Origin of the sequence: Rhizobium sp. L9 (assembly GCF_002531885.1) — a bacterium.
In the GTDB taxonomy this organism is placed as follows: domain Bacteria; phylum Pseudomonadota; class Alphaproteobacteria; order Rhizobiales; family Rhizobiaceae; genus Rhizobium.
In genome coordinates, this window is record NZ_NWSZ01000029.1 from 44292 (window position 1) to 58552 (window position 14261).

Sequence of the window (14261 nt, forward strand, 5' to 3'; positions counted from 1 at the left end):
CTCTCAGGGGCAAAAGCTGGGATAGGGACGGAGTGCGGTCAGATCACCGGCCGAGCTCTGCCGGAGCGCGCTGAGTGATCTCGCCAGGCAGAAGCATGACAGCAGGCCGGTGAGCGACGAGGCCAGAAACATGGCTGCGAGCAGGCCTGAAAAACCGAAGAAGGGCGGCAGGAAAGCAAGCAACGGAAAGAGAAGATATCCATATTGCGCCAAGCCTACGGCAAGGGCGGCTTTCGGCCTGCCCTGTGCTTGGAAGAGGATCAGCACGGTCTGCCGGAGGCCGAACAGCAGGAAGGGGAGATGGGTTGCGACGATCGCCTGGCCTGCGATCGATGCCACGGACGCATTGTCGGTGAAGAACGAGGCAAGGTGCCCGGAGAAGATGATCGCCGTCAACCCGTAGGCGCCGCCGACCACGCTCGTGACGGCGGTTAGCATGCGGGTTGCCGAGAGCACCCGTGATATATCCCCGCGGCCCCAGGCGAAGCTCAGGATGGACTGCGCGCCCAGCGAAATGCCGATGACGGGGAGTGGGCCGACCGCAAGCAGCCGCAGGGCGATGCCGACGCCGGCAATGCCGTCCTCGCCACGATAGGTGCCGGCGACAGACAGCATCGCGGCGATTGCGCCAGCGGTTGCGAGGCTCGTCAGCGTCGTCGGCGCGCCCACGGCAAGAACCGGCCCGAGCTGCCTGACATCGCCGAGCCGCCAGCAGAACGTCAGCCGGATCGTGCCGAGCCGTCTCGCATGATAGGCGCCGTAGATTGAGAGCGCCACGAGCTGGGAGAGGATGGTCGCCATCGCCACGCCTTGCAGCCCGAGGCGGAAGCCGAAGATCATGATCGGGTCGAGAATGATGTTCAGCGCAAAGCAGGCGACCAGCGTCCACATGCTGAAGCGGGCATTGCCTTCGGCGATCGCCAGGAAATCGAGAATGATCTGCGCCATCGTCAGCGGGATTGAGACCGCGATGATGAGGAGATAGTGCTGCGCGAGCGGCTCGATCGTGGGCGTGGCGCCGAACAGCAGGAAAGATGGGAACGCGACGATGGCGACCGCGCTTGCCGCTCCGAAGGCGACGCCGGCGGCCAGGCTGACCGAGGCAAGGGTGCTGGCGCGCGATCGATTGCCGGCGCCGAGCGCCCGCCCGACCTCGGTCGCCACACCGACGCCGATGCCTTCGCCGAAAGCGGCGACGAGCATCAGGATCGGCAGCACGATCATGATCGCGGCGATCTGATCTTCGCCGATCATGCCGACGAAGATCATGTTGATCGTGTGATGGGCGGCATTGATCGACAGGCCGAACATGGCGGGCAGGCCGAGCCGCAGCAGCAGCCGGAAAAGCTGCGGGCTGGCAAGATCTTCCGGCACAAGCCGCCGTTTCCTCAAGCTGCCGCTCATCTCGCTCATATCGTTCATGATGCCGGAACCCAGAGATGATCGCCGAAGAAACGCTCGCGCGTCAGCATGACGAGAAGCGCCCGCTTGTGCGGAAAATCGAAATGCTTGATCTTGGCAAAGCCCGAGCGGTCGAGATTGCGGATCTGCTGCTCGTGGCTGGCGCGCGGTTCGCCGACGATGCATTTCGTGCGGGGATCGTCGAGGAAGATGAAATGCATCAGCGAGGGAAGCCACGCGCTGATCCATTTCTTGCCGCGATAATCGGGCTCGCCGATCGCGACATGCCATCCGCGATCGTAATCGTCGGCATCGTAGTAGGGACCGAGCCGGTTTTCCTTGGCCCAGTAGACCTCGAAATAGCCGAAGGGGATGTCGGCGAAACTGCCGATCAGCGGGAGCATATGCGGATCGGCGATCCTCTCCTCCAGGATCTCCCGGTGCTTGTCGATCGGGCCCGCATCCTCCCAGATCGTGTTGACCTGCTCGTCGTTCATCCAGCGATGGAAAGCCGCTAGATCGGTCTCGGGATCGGCCACCCTGAAGCTGATGTCCCGCTCCAGCCACGGAATGAAGCGCTGGTAGACCGTGCCCTTCGGCTTTGCCGGCCGGCGCGGATGATAGCGGCCCGCGGTCATCTGCTGCACCGGCGGCAGCGGATAGGAAAGCTGCGGCAGCCACAGCGAGGGCCATTGCCAGAGGATCGCGGAATCGAGCCGTCCATCGGTGCCTGAGATGTGCCGGGGAAGGCTGGCCTGATGGCCTTCGAAAGCGACCGATTTGATCGACCGATCTTGCGCCGTCACCGCTTCGGCGGCTGCCATGAGAAGCTCGGCCGATTGCACGGGATTTCCCTCGTAGAAGGTCAGCGAGGCGATGCCGGCTTCGACTTCGAGGGCGATTTCGTGATTCCCGTGCACGGTGTTGAGATGGACGATATTGGGGGCGAGCCTGACATAGCTGCGCGCCTGTAGAGCCCGCCCTTGCTTGGCGGCGTCGAAATCCATGATGTTCTCCTTGATCGGCAGGGCTTTTGATGCTGCGAGCATGAAGTCTGTTCCTGCGCTGATTTGGTAGAATGACGATCCATCCCTAGGCGGATTTAGGGGTAAACGAAGAAAAAATTTCTCCGTAATTTTCTAAACTCCGGCAGTGGGGATCCGTCATTTGCGCATGACGTCAATCTCTCAGGAGCTTCGAATGGACAATCTTGAGCCCCGCGACGATCTCTGGATCGTCGTCCACGACACCGAGCATCACTACTCGGTCTGGCCGCAGGACAAGCGGATTCCAGTGACCTGGCAGCCGGCGGGTTTTGCCGGTTCGCGCCAGGAGTGCCTCGCCCATATCCGCGACATCTGGGCCGACCCGCGCCCGCTTTCCCTGCGCTCGGCCATGGCAGCCGATGCGCGTCTCTGAAAACGTCCGGATGGCAAGATGAACAAGCAGATTACCAATTTCGCCGATGCCTGCCCGACCGATGCGGCAATGGAAACCGACTTCGAAAGCTTTCCGCTGACGATCGCGCAGAAGCGCATCTGGTCGCTGGAGCAGATCGGCAATTACACGGTCTTTTCCGATCAGGTCATCGGGCTGCGATTGAGTGCCGCGACCGATGTCGAGACGGTTGCCGGCGCCTGCCGTGCGCTCGTGGCTGAGAATCCGTCGCTTTCCTCCCGCTTCCGCCGGCTGGCGGGCGGGCGCATCGAGCAATATCGCAGCGCATCGAACGCGGTGCCGATCGAAATCCTCGGCAAGGAAGGTGCTGCTCTTTCCGAGGCTGAGGCCTTGGCCGCGCGGAAAGCCTTTCGCGACATACGCTTCGATCTGCTGGACGGGCCGGGCGCGCGTATCCAGATCATCCAGCTTGCCGATGGGCAGTTGCTGCTGACGATCGTGCTGCATCCGATCATCTCAGACGACCGCGAAAAATCCGTTCTTGCCGCCTCGCTGGCGCGCATTCTCGACGGCGCGCCGGCCGGCGACGTGCAGCCGGCGGAAATCTCGGCCGGGACGCGGGAGGAGGAATGGCTGGAGACGGATGAAGCGCACGAAGCGCTTGCCTATTGGCGCGACACGATCGGTCTCGACTACGCGGCCTCGACCTTTCCCACCCGCTTCAACAGCGGCGGGCTTGCCGGCGTGGCGCGTGCTGAGCATCGGTTTGCGATCGAGCCCAACCTCTGGGCCAAGCTCGAACGGCATGCACAGGGTAAGAGATACCAGATCGAGCGCGTGCTTCACGCCGCCTTCTGCGCGCTGCTGGCGCGCTACAGCGGCAACTATGCTTTGCTGACCGGGCTGCTGATCGCCCGCCCCGGCGCCGAGCATTTCGCCAGCCGTGGCCGCGCCGAACAGGTGCTTCCTCTCGTGCTTTCGCTGACCTCCCGGCACTCTCTCGATGATGTCGTCGCGGCGATCTCCTCAGTGACGGAGGAGGGGCTTGCCCGCCTCGTGCCGCTGGAGCGCATCACGCAGGAATTGGTGGTCGACGAAGCGGCCGCACAGGAAGCCGTGGTCAAGGCGCTGTTCGAATTCCGCGAGCCCTATCCGGTTCCGAGGCAGGCGACGAACCTGGAACCGCTGGGCGCCCGCGCCGATAGCGAGCTTTCCCTCGTGATCGAGGCTCGCACAGACGGCGCCGCGTACGGGCTGATCGATTACGCCCTGGATCTCTATGATGGCGCCCTGATCGCCCGTGTCGCCAGGCATTTCTGCCTGGTGCTGGAGCAGATCGTCGCGAAGCCCGATCTCAGGATCAAGGATATCGAGCTCGTGGGCAGCGACGAGCTCGACTGGCTGGCGGCCCCCTATGAGGATGATGTCGTCAACGACGACCGGCCGGTGCACGAACTGATTTCGGCCCATTCGCGCCGCACGCCGGACAAGACCGCGATCGTTTATGGCGACGAGGAGTGGAGCCATGGCTGGTTGGAGGCGAGCACGAACCGCCTCGGCCATCGGCTGCGGCAGCTCGGCGTTCGCGCCGAGGTGACGGTCGCGATCTTCATCAAGCGCTCGCCGGAGGCGATCGTCGGCATCCTTGCCACGCTGAAGGCCGGCGGCGCCTATATTCCGGTCGAGCCAGATCATCCGCCGGTGCGCAACCATCACATCTTGCGCGACGGCGGCGTTAAGATCGTTCTCACCCATAGCTGGCTGCGCCATCGCCTGCCGGAAGAGCTCGACGCCATCGTCCTCGAACTCGACAAGCTCGATCTCGACGGCGAGCCGGATACGCCGCTCTCTGTTCCCACGCACAAGGACCAGCTCGCTTATGTCATGTACACCTCGGGATCGACGGGATTGCCGAAGGGTGTGGCGGTCGAGCACGGGCCGCTGACGCACCATCTGCAGAATACCTCGCGCGTCTATGGCATGAGCTCGGAGTCCCGCGAGCTGCCCTTCCTGCCCTTCAGTTCGGACGGCGGCCATGAGCGCTGGATGAACCCGCTGATGGAAGGCGGCAGCATCATCCTTCCCGACCAGCCGCTCTGGACGCCGGAAGAAACGCTGACGGCGATGCGCAAGCATGGCGCCAACAATGCCAGCATTCCCACGACCTATCTGCAGCAACTGGCGGAGTGGGCTGACATTTCCGACGGCGCCCCGCCGATGCGGCTCTATTCCTTCGGCGGCGAGGGGCTGGCGCAATCGACCTTCGACCTCTTGTCGCGGGCGCTGAAATCGGAATGGCTGATCAACGGCTACGGTCCCACGGAAACCATCATGACTCCGATGGTCTGGAAGGTGAGGGCGGGCACCAAGTTCCAGGGCGTCTATGCGCCGCTCGGCCGCGCTGTCGGGCTCCGGCGCGTCTATGTGCTGGACCCCTATCTCAACCTGTGCCCGATCGGCGTGACCGGCGAGCTCTATATCGGCGGCGAGGGCATCGCCCGCGGCTATCTCGGCAAGCCGGATACGACGGCCGACCGCTTCATTCCCGACCCCTTCTCCAAGGAAGGCGGCCGGCTCTATCGCTCCGGCGACCTGACGCGCTGGCGCGAGGACGGAACCGTTGAATTCGTCGGCCGCGTCGATCATCAGGTGAAGCTGCGCGGTTATCGCATCGAACTCGGCGAGATCGAAGCAGCACTCCTCCAGCAGCCCGGCGTCGGCGAAGCCCTGGTCGTGCTGCGCGACGACGATGCCGGCGAAAAGGCGCTGGTCGCCTATGTCGTTCGGAAGAAGGACGAGAGGCTCGACGTCGGGACGGTCCGCGCCGGCCTCGAACGCAGCCTGCCGTCCTACATGGTGCCGGCGGCGGTGGTCGAGTTGGAGAAGATGCCTACGAATCCGAACAGCAAGCTCGACCGCTTCGCGCTGCCCGCGCCCCAGCCCGTCAAGCGCGCCATCGTCGAGCCGGCGACTGCGCTCGAAGAGGAGGTGCTGGATGTCTGGCGCCAGGTTCTCAAGCTGGAAGCGATCAGCGTCGAGGACAATTTCTTCGCGATCGGCGGCAATTCGCTGGGCGCGATCCGCATCCTCACGCAGCTGCGGCAGCGCCGGCCGAAGGTTCCGCTCACCGTTGCCGATATCTTCAACAACCCGACCATCCGCGCCTTTGCCGGCGTGATGGAACAGGGGGAGGAGCGAGATCTCTCCGAGGTGATCGTGCTGCGCGCTTCAGGGGCCAAGCCGCGGCTCTATTGCTTCCCGGGGCTTCTCGTCAGCACCCGCGAATATGTGAAACTCGTCGATTATCTCGGCGCCGACCAGCCGGCGACTGGCTTCATTTGCCACTCGCTGTCCGAGAAGAAGGAAGTCGGCGCGCCCGTTGAAGAGATCATCGAGAGCTATGTCGATTACATCAGAACGCATAGTAAAGGTGCGCCCTGCTACTTTCTCGGCTGGTCCTGGGGCGGGCTTCTGGCCTATGAGGCTGCCCGCACTCTCGCCAACGAGGTCGACGTCCGGATGATGGCGATGGTCGATGTCTGCGATCTCGGATCGGAATTCGCGATCGGCGCCAAGCCGCGCTTCCGGCCGGACGAGCGCGACGCGCTTCACCGGGACGTGCAGGCATGGCTGCAAAAGACCGCGATGCGCCCGGAATGGGACCGGCTACTTTCGACGATGGACGCCGATACCTACGAGCAGTTCCTGCGCTTCGTCGGCGACGAGAAGGACCCGCTTCCCACAGACGGGCCCGATATCAGCAGCCGCGAACATACGTTCTGGGTGCTGATCGACAATGCCCTGATCTTCCGCAAGCATCGGCTCGTTCCCCATGACGTGCCGATCTATCCCTGGGCAGCCGACGACAGCCTCAATCGCGGCCTGAACCTGATCGATTGGCGCCGCCTGTCGCCGAGGGCGCACGCGGCCGAAATCATTACCGGCACCAACCACCTGCACATGATCGGGTCTCCGGCCTTCCACTCAAGGCTTGCCCTGCGTCTCAAGGAAACAGAGAAGGACAACGCATGACCGTCGCTCTTACCCGCAGGGATGCCCTGAACGAGTCGCTCGATCTTGCCGGCATCGGCATCGGTCCCTCCAATCTGAGCCTTGCCTGCCTGCTCGAATCCGTGCCCGAGGTCCGCAGCCGCTTCTTCGAGCGGCGCGGCGCCTTCGACTGGCATCCCGGCATGATGATGCCCGGCGTCGAGCTGCAATCGTCCTTCCTTAAGGACCTCGTCACCCCGGTCCTGCCGACCAGCCGCTGGTCCTTCATCTCCTATCTGGTCGCGCATAAGCGGCTCTACGCCTTCCTGAACGCCAATTACGAGGCCGTTCCGCGGCAGGAGTTTGCACGCTATCTCGCCTGGGTTGCCAACGGCGTAGACGGTTTGCGCTTTTCGACTGAAATTCGCGACGTCGAGCACCGCGACGACCGCTTCGTCCTGCGCTTCGACAACGGCCAGGAGGAAGCGCGCAATCTGCTGATCGGCACCGGGTCCTCGCCCTTCGTGCCAGATTGGGCAAAACCCTTCCTGGGTGCGGATTGCTTCCACAATAGCGAGGCCAAATCGCGCCTCATCGATCTCGGCGCTTCCCGCATTGTCGTGGTCGGCGGCGGCCAGAGCGGCGGCGAGGTGGTGGAAGCGCTGCTTGGGGACCCTGGCTCGATGACGGAACTGACCTGGATCAGCCGGCGCCATAATTTCGAGCCCATCAACGATACGCCGTTTTCGAACCAGGTCTTCTCGCCGGAATATGTGCAGGCCTATCTGAAGCTCAGCAGCGAGCAGAAGCAGGCGGCCCTGAAGAACTCGATCCTGACGAGTGACGGCCTGTCGATTTCGACGATCCACTCGATCTACCGCCGCCTCTATGCGCTGCGTTACCTTGAGCAGAGCACGCTGAATGCATCTTTGTCGCCGAACCGCGACGTGATCCAGATGGAGCGGAACGGCAATGCCTATCGGCTCATCGTCCGCAACCATTTCGATGGCGGGATCGAGGTGCTGCATGCCGATGCGGTGGTGCTGGCAACCGGCTACAGGTTCCGTTTGCCGGATGCGCTCGGATCGCTAAGCGAAAGGATCAGCCTCGACAGAAACGGCTATCCCACCCTGAACGACGACTACACGATGCAGTGGACAGGCCCGAGGACCAACCGCCTGTTTGCGCAGAACGCCGGCCGATACTCGCACGGCATAGCCGACTCGCAGCTCAGCCTCATGGCGTGGCGTAGCGCCAAGATCGTCAACACGCTTCTCGGCCGGCAGCATTTCGATGCCGAGCCTGACAATGCCCAACTGGTCTGGGCGACGGAGGCAGCTTCTGCCATGTCGCATCAGCTCCGGGCCGGCCATTCGGACGGCATGCTGTCATCCTGAAACGTCAGGACATGAATGCTGGGGGCGCGAAATTGTGAGTGGACGGCCAGCGCGGCGACGTGCTGGCTGCCGCTCTCGATCAGGCGGTGATGCCATTGCCGGTCCGGTGCGCCGCTCTGAACCGTGACAGGGATGCCGTCCTGCCAGGAAAAGGCGACGCTGCGGGGATCTTCACGCAAGCCTACCCCGAGTGCCTTGAGATGGCTCTCCTTGAGCGCCCAAAGGGCAACGGCTGCACGCGATCGTTCGCCCGGAGGCAGTTGATCGAGCCACTGCCGTTCGTCCAGGCTGCAATAGCTCTCCAACGCCGCCGCTTCGATTTCGGCGTCGGCGCGTTCGCAGTCGATCCCGACGCGCTCGCATTCTGAAGTGACGGCGACGGCCACCAGCCCGTCGGCATTGGAAAGGCTGAACTGCAGCCCGTCGCGACCCTCGGCCCTCAGCCTGCCGTACGCATCCGCCTGCAACAGCAGCTTGTCAGGCTGCGTCTCGGTATGCGCGCTCAGCACTTGCCGCAGCAGACAGCGGCCGGCGATGAACGAGGTCCGGTCGCGCTCGAAGCGATAGGTCGCGGCGCGCTCCCGCTCATTCGGTGAAAGCCACTGCATCCAGCGCTTCTCGCCGCTGTCGTTCTTCGGATATTTCCAGAGCACGACATCGATGGCGGCCGGTTGATTTTCTGATTGCTGCATCAGGCCAGTATGCGTAACGCGGCCCGATTGGCAATCTCCGCGGGATTTACTCCGCGGCTTCGATGAAGCGGTGGCGTTCGTAAAGGAATTTGAGCACGGCCTCGCGGCATTTGAGATATGTCCGGTCGGAGGCGAGCTCGATGCGGTTGCGGGGGCGGGGCATGGTGACGTCGAGCACTTCGCCGATGCGGGCCGCCGGGCCGTTGGTCATCATCACGATGCGGTCGGACAGCAGCACCGCTTCATCGACATCATGGGTGATCATCACCATCGTGTTGCCGAGCCGGCTATGGATCTCCATCACCGCATCCTGAAGATGGGCGCGGGTCAATGCGTCGAGTGCCCCGAACGGCTCGTCGAGCAGCAGGATCTTCGGCTCCATTGAAAGCGCGCGGGCAATGCCGACTCGCTGCTTCATGCCGCCCGAGATTTCTGCGGGCCGCTTGTCCCTGGCATGGGCCATCTGCACGAGGTCGAGATTGGCCATCACCCAGTCATGTCGCTCGGCCTTGGTCTTCGTTCGGCTGAAGACCTTGGAGACGGCGAGATTCACGTTCTCATAGACCGTCAGCCAGGGCAGGAGCGAATGGTTCTGAAAAACGACGGCGCGTTCCGGGCCCGGCTCGTTGACCTCTTGATTTTCCAGAAGCACGGCGCCTGCCGAAACCGGAGTCAAGCCGGCAATGAGATTGAGCAGGGTGGACTTGCCGCAACCGGAATGGCCGATGATCGAGACGAATTCGCCCTGAGAAATCGTCAGGTTGATGTCCTTCAGGACTTCGGCGCGCACGCCGCCGCGATCGAAATGCTTGTCGATATGATCGAGCTTGAGATAGGCGTTCATCGATATGGTCCTCAGTTGGCCATGGCGCCGCGGGTGACGAGTTTGCCGAGCGCGGCCACCAGCTTGTCGAGAGCAAAACCGACGATGCCGATATAGGCGAGCGCGACGATGATGTCGGGAAGGCGCGAGGAGTTCCACGCATCCCAGATGAAGAAGCCGATGCCGACGCCGCCGGTCAGCATTTCGGCCGCGACGATGGCGAGCCAGGAAAGGCCGACGCCGATCCTGAGGCCGGTGAAGATGTAAGGGGCCGCCGACGGCAGCATGATCTTCCAGAAGAATTCGAGCTGGTTGAGCCGCAGCACCTTGGCGACGTTGTGATAATCCTGCGGAATATTGCGGACGCCGACGGCGGTGTTGATGATGACAGGCCAGATCGAGGTGATGAAGATGACGAAGATCGCCGAAGGGCTGGAATCCTGAAATGCGGCGAGCGACAGCGGCAGCCAAGCGAGCGGCGGCACCGTGCGCAGCACCTGGAAGATCGGATCGAGGCCGCGCATGGCCCAGACCGATTGACCGATGACCGCCCCGATGATGACGCCGGTGACTGCGGCAAGGCCGAAGCCATAAGCCACGCGCTGCAGCGAGACCAGCACCCGCCAGCCGAGCCCGATATCCTGGGAGCCGTAGTTGAAGAACGGATAGGCGATGAGGTCGTAGCTATCCTGCCAGACCTGGTGCGGCGAAGGCAGAGAGGCGTCCGCCGATGAACAGAGCGCCTGCCAGAGGAGGAGGGCGAGAGCCAGCACGACGGCCGGCGGAACGACATTGTGAAGTGCGGTCAGCGCCGCGCGGCGAAAATCGATCCGCGATGCTTGCTTGCCGGAGAATGACAGAACCTTCGCCGCCGGCTTTGCAGAGGCGACGATCGAGGGATTTTCTTTATTTGCCAGGGCGGACATCAGCGCGCTCCTCACGGGAATGGAAGGCCGGCGCGCCGTTCGCGCGCCGGAGGCGGGATCAGGAGACGGCCTTGATCGAAAGGCTCTCCAGGTAGGCGGAGGGATTTTCAGGATCGAAGACCTTGCCGTCGAAGAAGGTTTCCTTGCCGCGGGACGACGATGCGGGAATGTCGGCAGCAGCGATGCCGAGATCCTTGGCAGCCTCGCGCCAGATATCCTCGCGGTTCACCTGGTTGACCAGCGCCTTCACATCGGTCGTCGCCGGCAGGTTCCCCCAACGGATGTTTTCCGTCATGAACCAGGCATCGTGGCTCTTGAACGGGTATGAGGCGCCGTCCTTCCAAAACTTCATGTAGAGATCGGTCGCCTTGACCTCGCGGCCATTGCCATAATTGATATCGCCCTTCAGGCGGCCGAGCACATCCTTGGTCGGAACGTTGAACCATTGACGCTTGCCGAGAATCTCCGCCATCTCCGCCTTGTTGTCCATGCTGTCGCACCATTGCTGCGCTTCCATGACGGCCATCAGCAGGGCCTTGGCGGCATTCGGGTTCTTTTCGATCCATTCGGCGCGGAGCCCCAGCGCCTTTTCGGGATGGCCCTTCCAGAGCTCGCCCGTGGTGGCTGCCGTGAAGCCGATGCCCTGGTTGACGAGCTGCTCGTTCCAAGGCTCGCCCACACAGAAAACGTCCATGTTGCCGACCTTCATGTTGGCCACCATCTGCGGCGGCGGCACGACGATGGTCGAAACGTCCTTGTTCGGGTCGATGCCGCCGGCGGCAAGCCAGTAGCGGATCCAGAGGTCGTGGGTGCCGCCCGGGAAGGTCATGGCGGCTTTGATCTCCTTGCCTTCGGTCTTCTTCTTTTCGAAGGCCGCCTTCAGCTTCGAGGCATCGAGCTGGACGCCGGTTTCGGCATATTCCTTGGCGACGGAGATGCCCTGGCTGTCGAGATTGAGCCGGGCAAGGACTGCCATCGGCACCGGCTTGTTGTTCTGCGTCACCTTGCCGGTGTGCATGAGATAGGGGAGCGGCGAGAGGATGTGAGCGCCGTCGATACCGTTGGCTGCGCCGCCCAACACAAGATTGTCTCTCGTCGCACCCCAGGACGCCTGTTTGGCGACATCCGTTTCCGGAAGTCCATATTTTTCGAACAGGCCTTTTTCCTTGGCGATAATCAGCGGCGCGGAATCCGTGAGCGCGATGAAGCCGAGCTTGATGCCGTTCACTTCAGGGCCTGCCCCGGCCGCAAAGGCGCCGGAGGGAAAGGCGGTCTTGACGGCGCCGATGAGGGCGGCCGCTGCAGTCGTCTTGAGCATGCTCCGGCGGGTGATGCCGGTTGCCGATATCGCAGTCGTCGAAATCTTCTTCATCTGCAGGTTCCCCTCTGCTTGGTGAATTCGGACGCAAAAAAACGCCGCCGGAATGCGTCCACGGGATCAGTGCATCCCGGATGGCAATCCTTGCGACGTCGATGTCTAACGTAAGCGCTTATGTCGCGCCCATCTGCAGCGGTCGCCGTTGACCGATGCACATTGAAGGCCTGCAATCGGTGTGCCAAGTCCAAAGCGACGGCAGTAACTTCATGAGCTGAAAGGCAAAATTAGGTCAGTTCCAGCTTGCTTATTTCCTGGGCAGTCTGAATATGTGATTAGTATTTGTGCTGTTACCAGGGCGGTGGCATTCGCAAGAGCGTTATATTTGTGCATCGCACTGGCCGTTTATCGGCTGACTGATTGGCCAACAGGGTCTTTGGCCTTCGTTCGATTAGCACTCTTTAAGATATTCAATGCGACACTCGGGCGAACGTAACAGCGAGATTGCCTTGAGCAGCAAACGATCCAGAACGAATGTCGAACTTGAAAATCTGCTTCGCCAGCTTGGCTTGGCTCTTGAGGCATCCAGGATTGGCATCTGGCAGCACAATATCGCAAAAAATCAGACGCGCTGGGACGAGCAGCTCAAGCTGATCTATGGCGTTCCGAAAGCGCCGCTTGATGTTATCTGGCTGGACAGCGTCCACCCCGATGATCTGGCGGCGACCAATGAAATATTTCTGCGGGCGATCGAAACCAGATCGGATTACGCATCGGAATTTCGCATTGTTCGACCAGACGGAGCGATCCGCTATCTGCGTTCGCGCGCTCGCTATTTCGTCGATGTGGCCGGCGACCCCTGCTTTGTCGGCGCCGAATGGGACGTGACCGACGACGTCCTGCTCAACAAGGAACTGGAGAGGAGCCGCGCGGAAGCTCGGTTCGCGGCCGATCACGATCACCTCACCGGTCTCTTGAACCGGCGTAGTTTCGATTTCGCCCTATCCGAGCTTGCCAGGCAGGAGGGCGTCAAGGTTGCGCTTCTCCATATAGACGTGGACCATTTCAAGGAGATCAATGATCGCTTCGGGCATGCGGTCGGCGACCTCGTTCTGTGTCATGTCAGCGAGATTCTTCTGGAGGCCATTTCCGCAGATGACGTCGCAGCGCGCCTCGGCGGCGATGAGTTCGCAGTCATCGTCACTGAAGACGAGCCCGACAGGACGAGGGCGGTGCTCGATCATATTCAGCGACGCCTGGAAAGCCCGCTTCCTGGTGTCGACCAGGCACTCAGCGTGCAGTGTTCCATTGGCGTTGCCAGCGCCATGAGCGGAGACTTTGCCAAGCTGCTCTCCCAGTCGGACCTGGCTTTGTACCACGCCAAACGGAATGGCCGGAATCGCGCCGAGATTTTTACCGACGAGATGGCTTCGAGGCTGGCGAACGAAAGGCAGCTCGTCCAGGATCTGCGATCCGGATTGGCGCTCGGCCAGATCCGTCCATTTTACCAGGTGCAGGTCGACGCCAGGTCTCTCCGGGTAAACGGCGTCGAAGCTCTGGCGAGATGGCACCATCCGACGAGAGGAATTCTCGCTCCGGCGCATTTCCTGCCTCTCGCCTCTTCGAACGGATTGGTCGCAGAGCTTGACGATGTCATCCTGAGGGCCGTCCTATTGGATATGAAATCCTCGGCCTCGCTGCTCGAGCGCGTTCGGCTGTCGATCAACCTCTCCGCCGAGCGTCTCGATGATCCTGAATTGACAACGAAACTCGGCGGCTATGACATCCCGCCCGGCCGATTGAGCTTCGAGCTGATAGAGACGATATTCCTGGACAGCCTGAGCGATCGGGTGCGCCAGAACATCCAGGCCATCAAGTCCTTCGGTATCGACATCGAGATCGACGATCTCGGATCGGGGCATGCCTCCTTGCTGGGCCTGCTCGAGCTCAGACCGGACCGCGTCAAGATTGATCGCCAGCTTGTGATGCCGATCCTGCAATCCGTTCCCAGCCGCCGGCTTGTCAGTTCGCTGGTCGACATAGCGCGCGCGCTTGACATGGAGGTGATTGCGGAAGGCGTGGAAACCTTCGAGCATGCCAAAGTGCTCGCCGATCTTGGCGTCCACACTCTCCAGGGTTATGCTTTTGGACGGCCGCAGTCGTTTGCCGAACTGGCAGCGCGATTGGCGCAGGAAGCATTGGAGTTCGGGCAAGCCAACTCTATCCGGTTAGCCTGACAGAGCCTCGAAGTGATCAGTGACTCCGTTGGAGCGATCGGCCCGACACCGCAACTGCATTAAGCAATTCGAGGATCAGTGT

At 62.1% G+C, this 14261-nt stretch carries 10 protein-coding genes; 4 read left to right on the top strand and 6 right to left on the bottom strand.

Annotated features, from left to right (window positions below):
• Positions 1-3: 3 nt before the first annotated feature.
• Together CO660_RS26090 and CO660_RS26095 are read right to left on the bottom strand one after the other, a co-directional pair.
• Entirely contained in the window at positions 4-1422 is a 1419-nt protein-coding gene (locus CO660_RS26090; protein ID WP_097601184.1) for an MATE family efflux transporter, read from the bottom strand.
• Positions 1419-2408, bottom strand: a complete 990-nt coding sequence (locus CO660_RS26095) for a GNAT family N-acetyltransferase (RefSeq protein WP_176536385.1) — start codon at positions 2406-2408, stop codon at positions 1419-1421. The genes CO660_RS26090 and CO660_RS26095 overlap by 4 nt, the downstream gene beginning before the upstream one ends.
• Positions 2409-2601: 193 nt before the next feature.
• Here CO660_RS26095 and CO660_RS26100 point away from each other — a divergent pair, with 193 nt between their 5' ends.
• From CO660_RS26100 to CO660_RS26110, 3 genes are read left to right on the top strand one after another with little or no spacing between them, the layout of a single operon-like run.
• Positions 2602-2820: an MbtH family NRPS accessory protein gene (locus CO660_RS26100; RefSeq protein ID WP_085781817.1), complete on the top strand. Its 219-nt coding sequence runs from the start codon at positions 2602-2604 to the stop codon at positions 2818-2820.
• Positions 2821-2838: 18 nt separating this feature from the next.
• On the top strand, positions 2839-6831 hold the full coding sequence (locus CO660_RS26105; protein WP_097601186.1) for a non-ribosomal peptide synthetase: 3993 nt from the start codon (positions 2839-2841) through the stop codon (positions 6829-6831).
• A complete protein-coding gene (locus tag CO660_RS26110) occupies positions 6828-8186 on the top strand; it encodes a SidA/IucD/PvdA family monooxygenase (RefSeq protein ID WP_097601187.1) in 1359 nt (452 codons plus the stop codon). The genes CO660_RS26105 and CO660_RS26110 overlap by 4 nt, the downstream gene beginning before the upstream one ends.
• On the opposite strand, the gene CO660_RS26115 is transcribed toward CO660_RS26110, so the two are convergent.
• Genes CO660_RS26115 through CO660_RS26130 form a run of 4 tightly spaced genes read right to left on the bottom strand, consistent with a single transcriptional unit; the run spans position 8144 to position 11999 of the window.
• Positions 8144-8878, bottom strand: a complete 735-nt coding sequence (locus CO660_RS26115; protein WP_097601188.1) for a 4'-phosphopantetheinyl transferase superfamily protein — start codon at positions 8876-8878, stop codon at positions 8144-8146. The two genes, CO660_RS26110 and CO660_RS26115, sit on opposite strands and share 43 nt — an antisense overlap.
• Positions 8879-8924: 46 nt before the next feature.
• A complete protein-coding gene (locus CO660_RS26120) occupies positions 8925-9722 on the bottom strand; it encodes an ABC transporter ATP-binding protein (protein WP_085781813.1) in 798 nt (265 codons plus the stop codon).
• A gap of 11 nt (positions 9723-9733) precedes the next feature.
• Positions 9734-10627, bottom strand: coding sequence for a nitrate ABC transporter permease (gene ntrB / locus CO660_RS26125; protein WP_097601189.1), 894 nt, complete (start codon positions 10625-10627; stop codon positions 9734-9736).
• 58 nt (positions 10628-10685) lie between these two features.
• Positions 10686-11999, bottom strand: a complete 1314-nt coding sequence (locus CO660_RS26130) for a CmpA/NrtA family ABC transporter substrate-binding protein (RefSeq protein ID WP_097601190.1) — start codon at positions 11997-11999, stop codon at positions 10686-10688.
• A 452-nt stretch (positions 12000-12451) separates the two neighbouring features.
• Between CO660_RS26130 and CO660_RS26135 the strand changes: the two genes are divergently transcribed.
• On the top strand, positions 12452-14179 hold the full coding sequence (locus tag CO660_RS26135; protein WP_245421383.1) for an EAL domain-containing protein: 1728 nt from the start codon (positions 12452-12454) through the stop codon (positions 14177-14179).
• The last annotated feature ends 82 nt before the right edge of the window (positions 14180-14261 follow it).

Bases quoted from the DNA above. Each gene is read 5' to 3' on its own strand.
- CO660_RS26090 (WP_097601184.1), bottom strand. From the start codon at position 1,422: ATGAACGATATGAGCGAGATGAGCGGCAGCTTGAGGAAACGGCGGCTT.
- CO660_RS26095 (WP_176536385.1), bottom strand. From the start codon at position 2,408: ATGGATTTCGACGCCGCCAAGCAAGGGCGGGCTCTACAGGCGCGCAGC.
- CO660_RS26100 (WP_085781817.1), top strand. From the start codon at position 2,602: ATGGACAATCTTGAGCCCCGCGACGATCTCTGGATCGTCGTCCACGAC.
- CO660_RS26105 (WP_097601186.1), top strand. From the start codon at position 2,839: ATGAACAAGCAGATTACCAATTTCGCCGATGCCTGCCCGACCGATGCG.
- CO660_RS26110 (WP_097601187.1), top strand. From the start codon at position 6,828: ATGACCGTCGCTCTTACCCGCAGGGATGCCCTGAACGAGTCGCTCGAT.
- CO660_RS26115 (WP_097601188.1), bottom strand. From the start codon at position 8,878: ATGCAGCAATCAGAAAATCAACCGGCCGCCATCGATGTCGTGCTCTGG.
- CO660_RS26120 (WP_085781813.1), bottom strand. From the start codon at position 9,722: ATGAACGCCTATCTCAAGCTCGATCATATCGACAAGCATTTCGATCGC.
- ntrB (WP_097601189.1), bottom strand. From the start codon at position 10,627: ATGTCCGCCCTGGCAAATAAAGAAAATCCCTCGATCGTCGCCTCTGCA.
- CO660_RS26130 (WP_097601190.1), bottom strand. From the start codon at position 11,999: ATGAAGAAGATTTCGACGACTGCGATATCGGCAACCGGCATCACCCGC.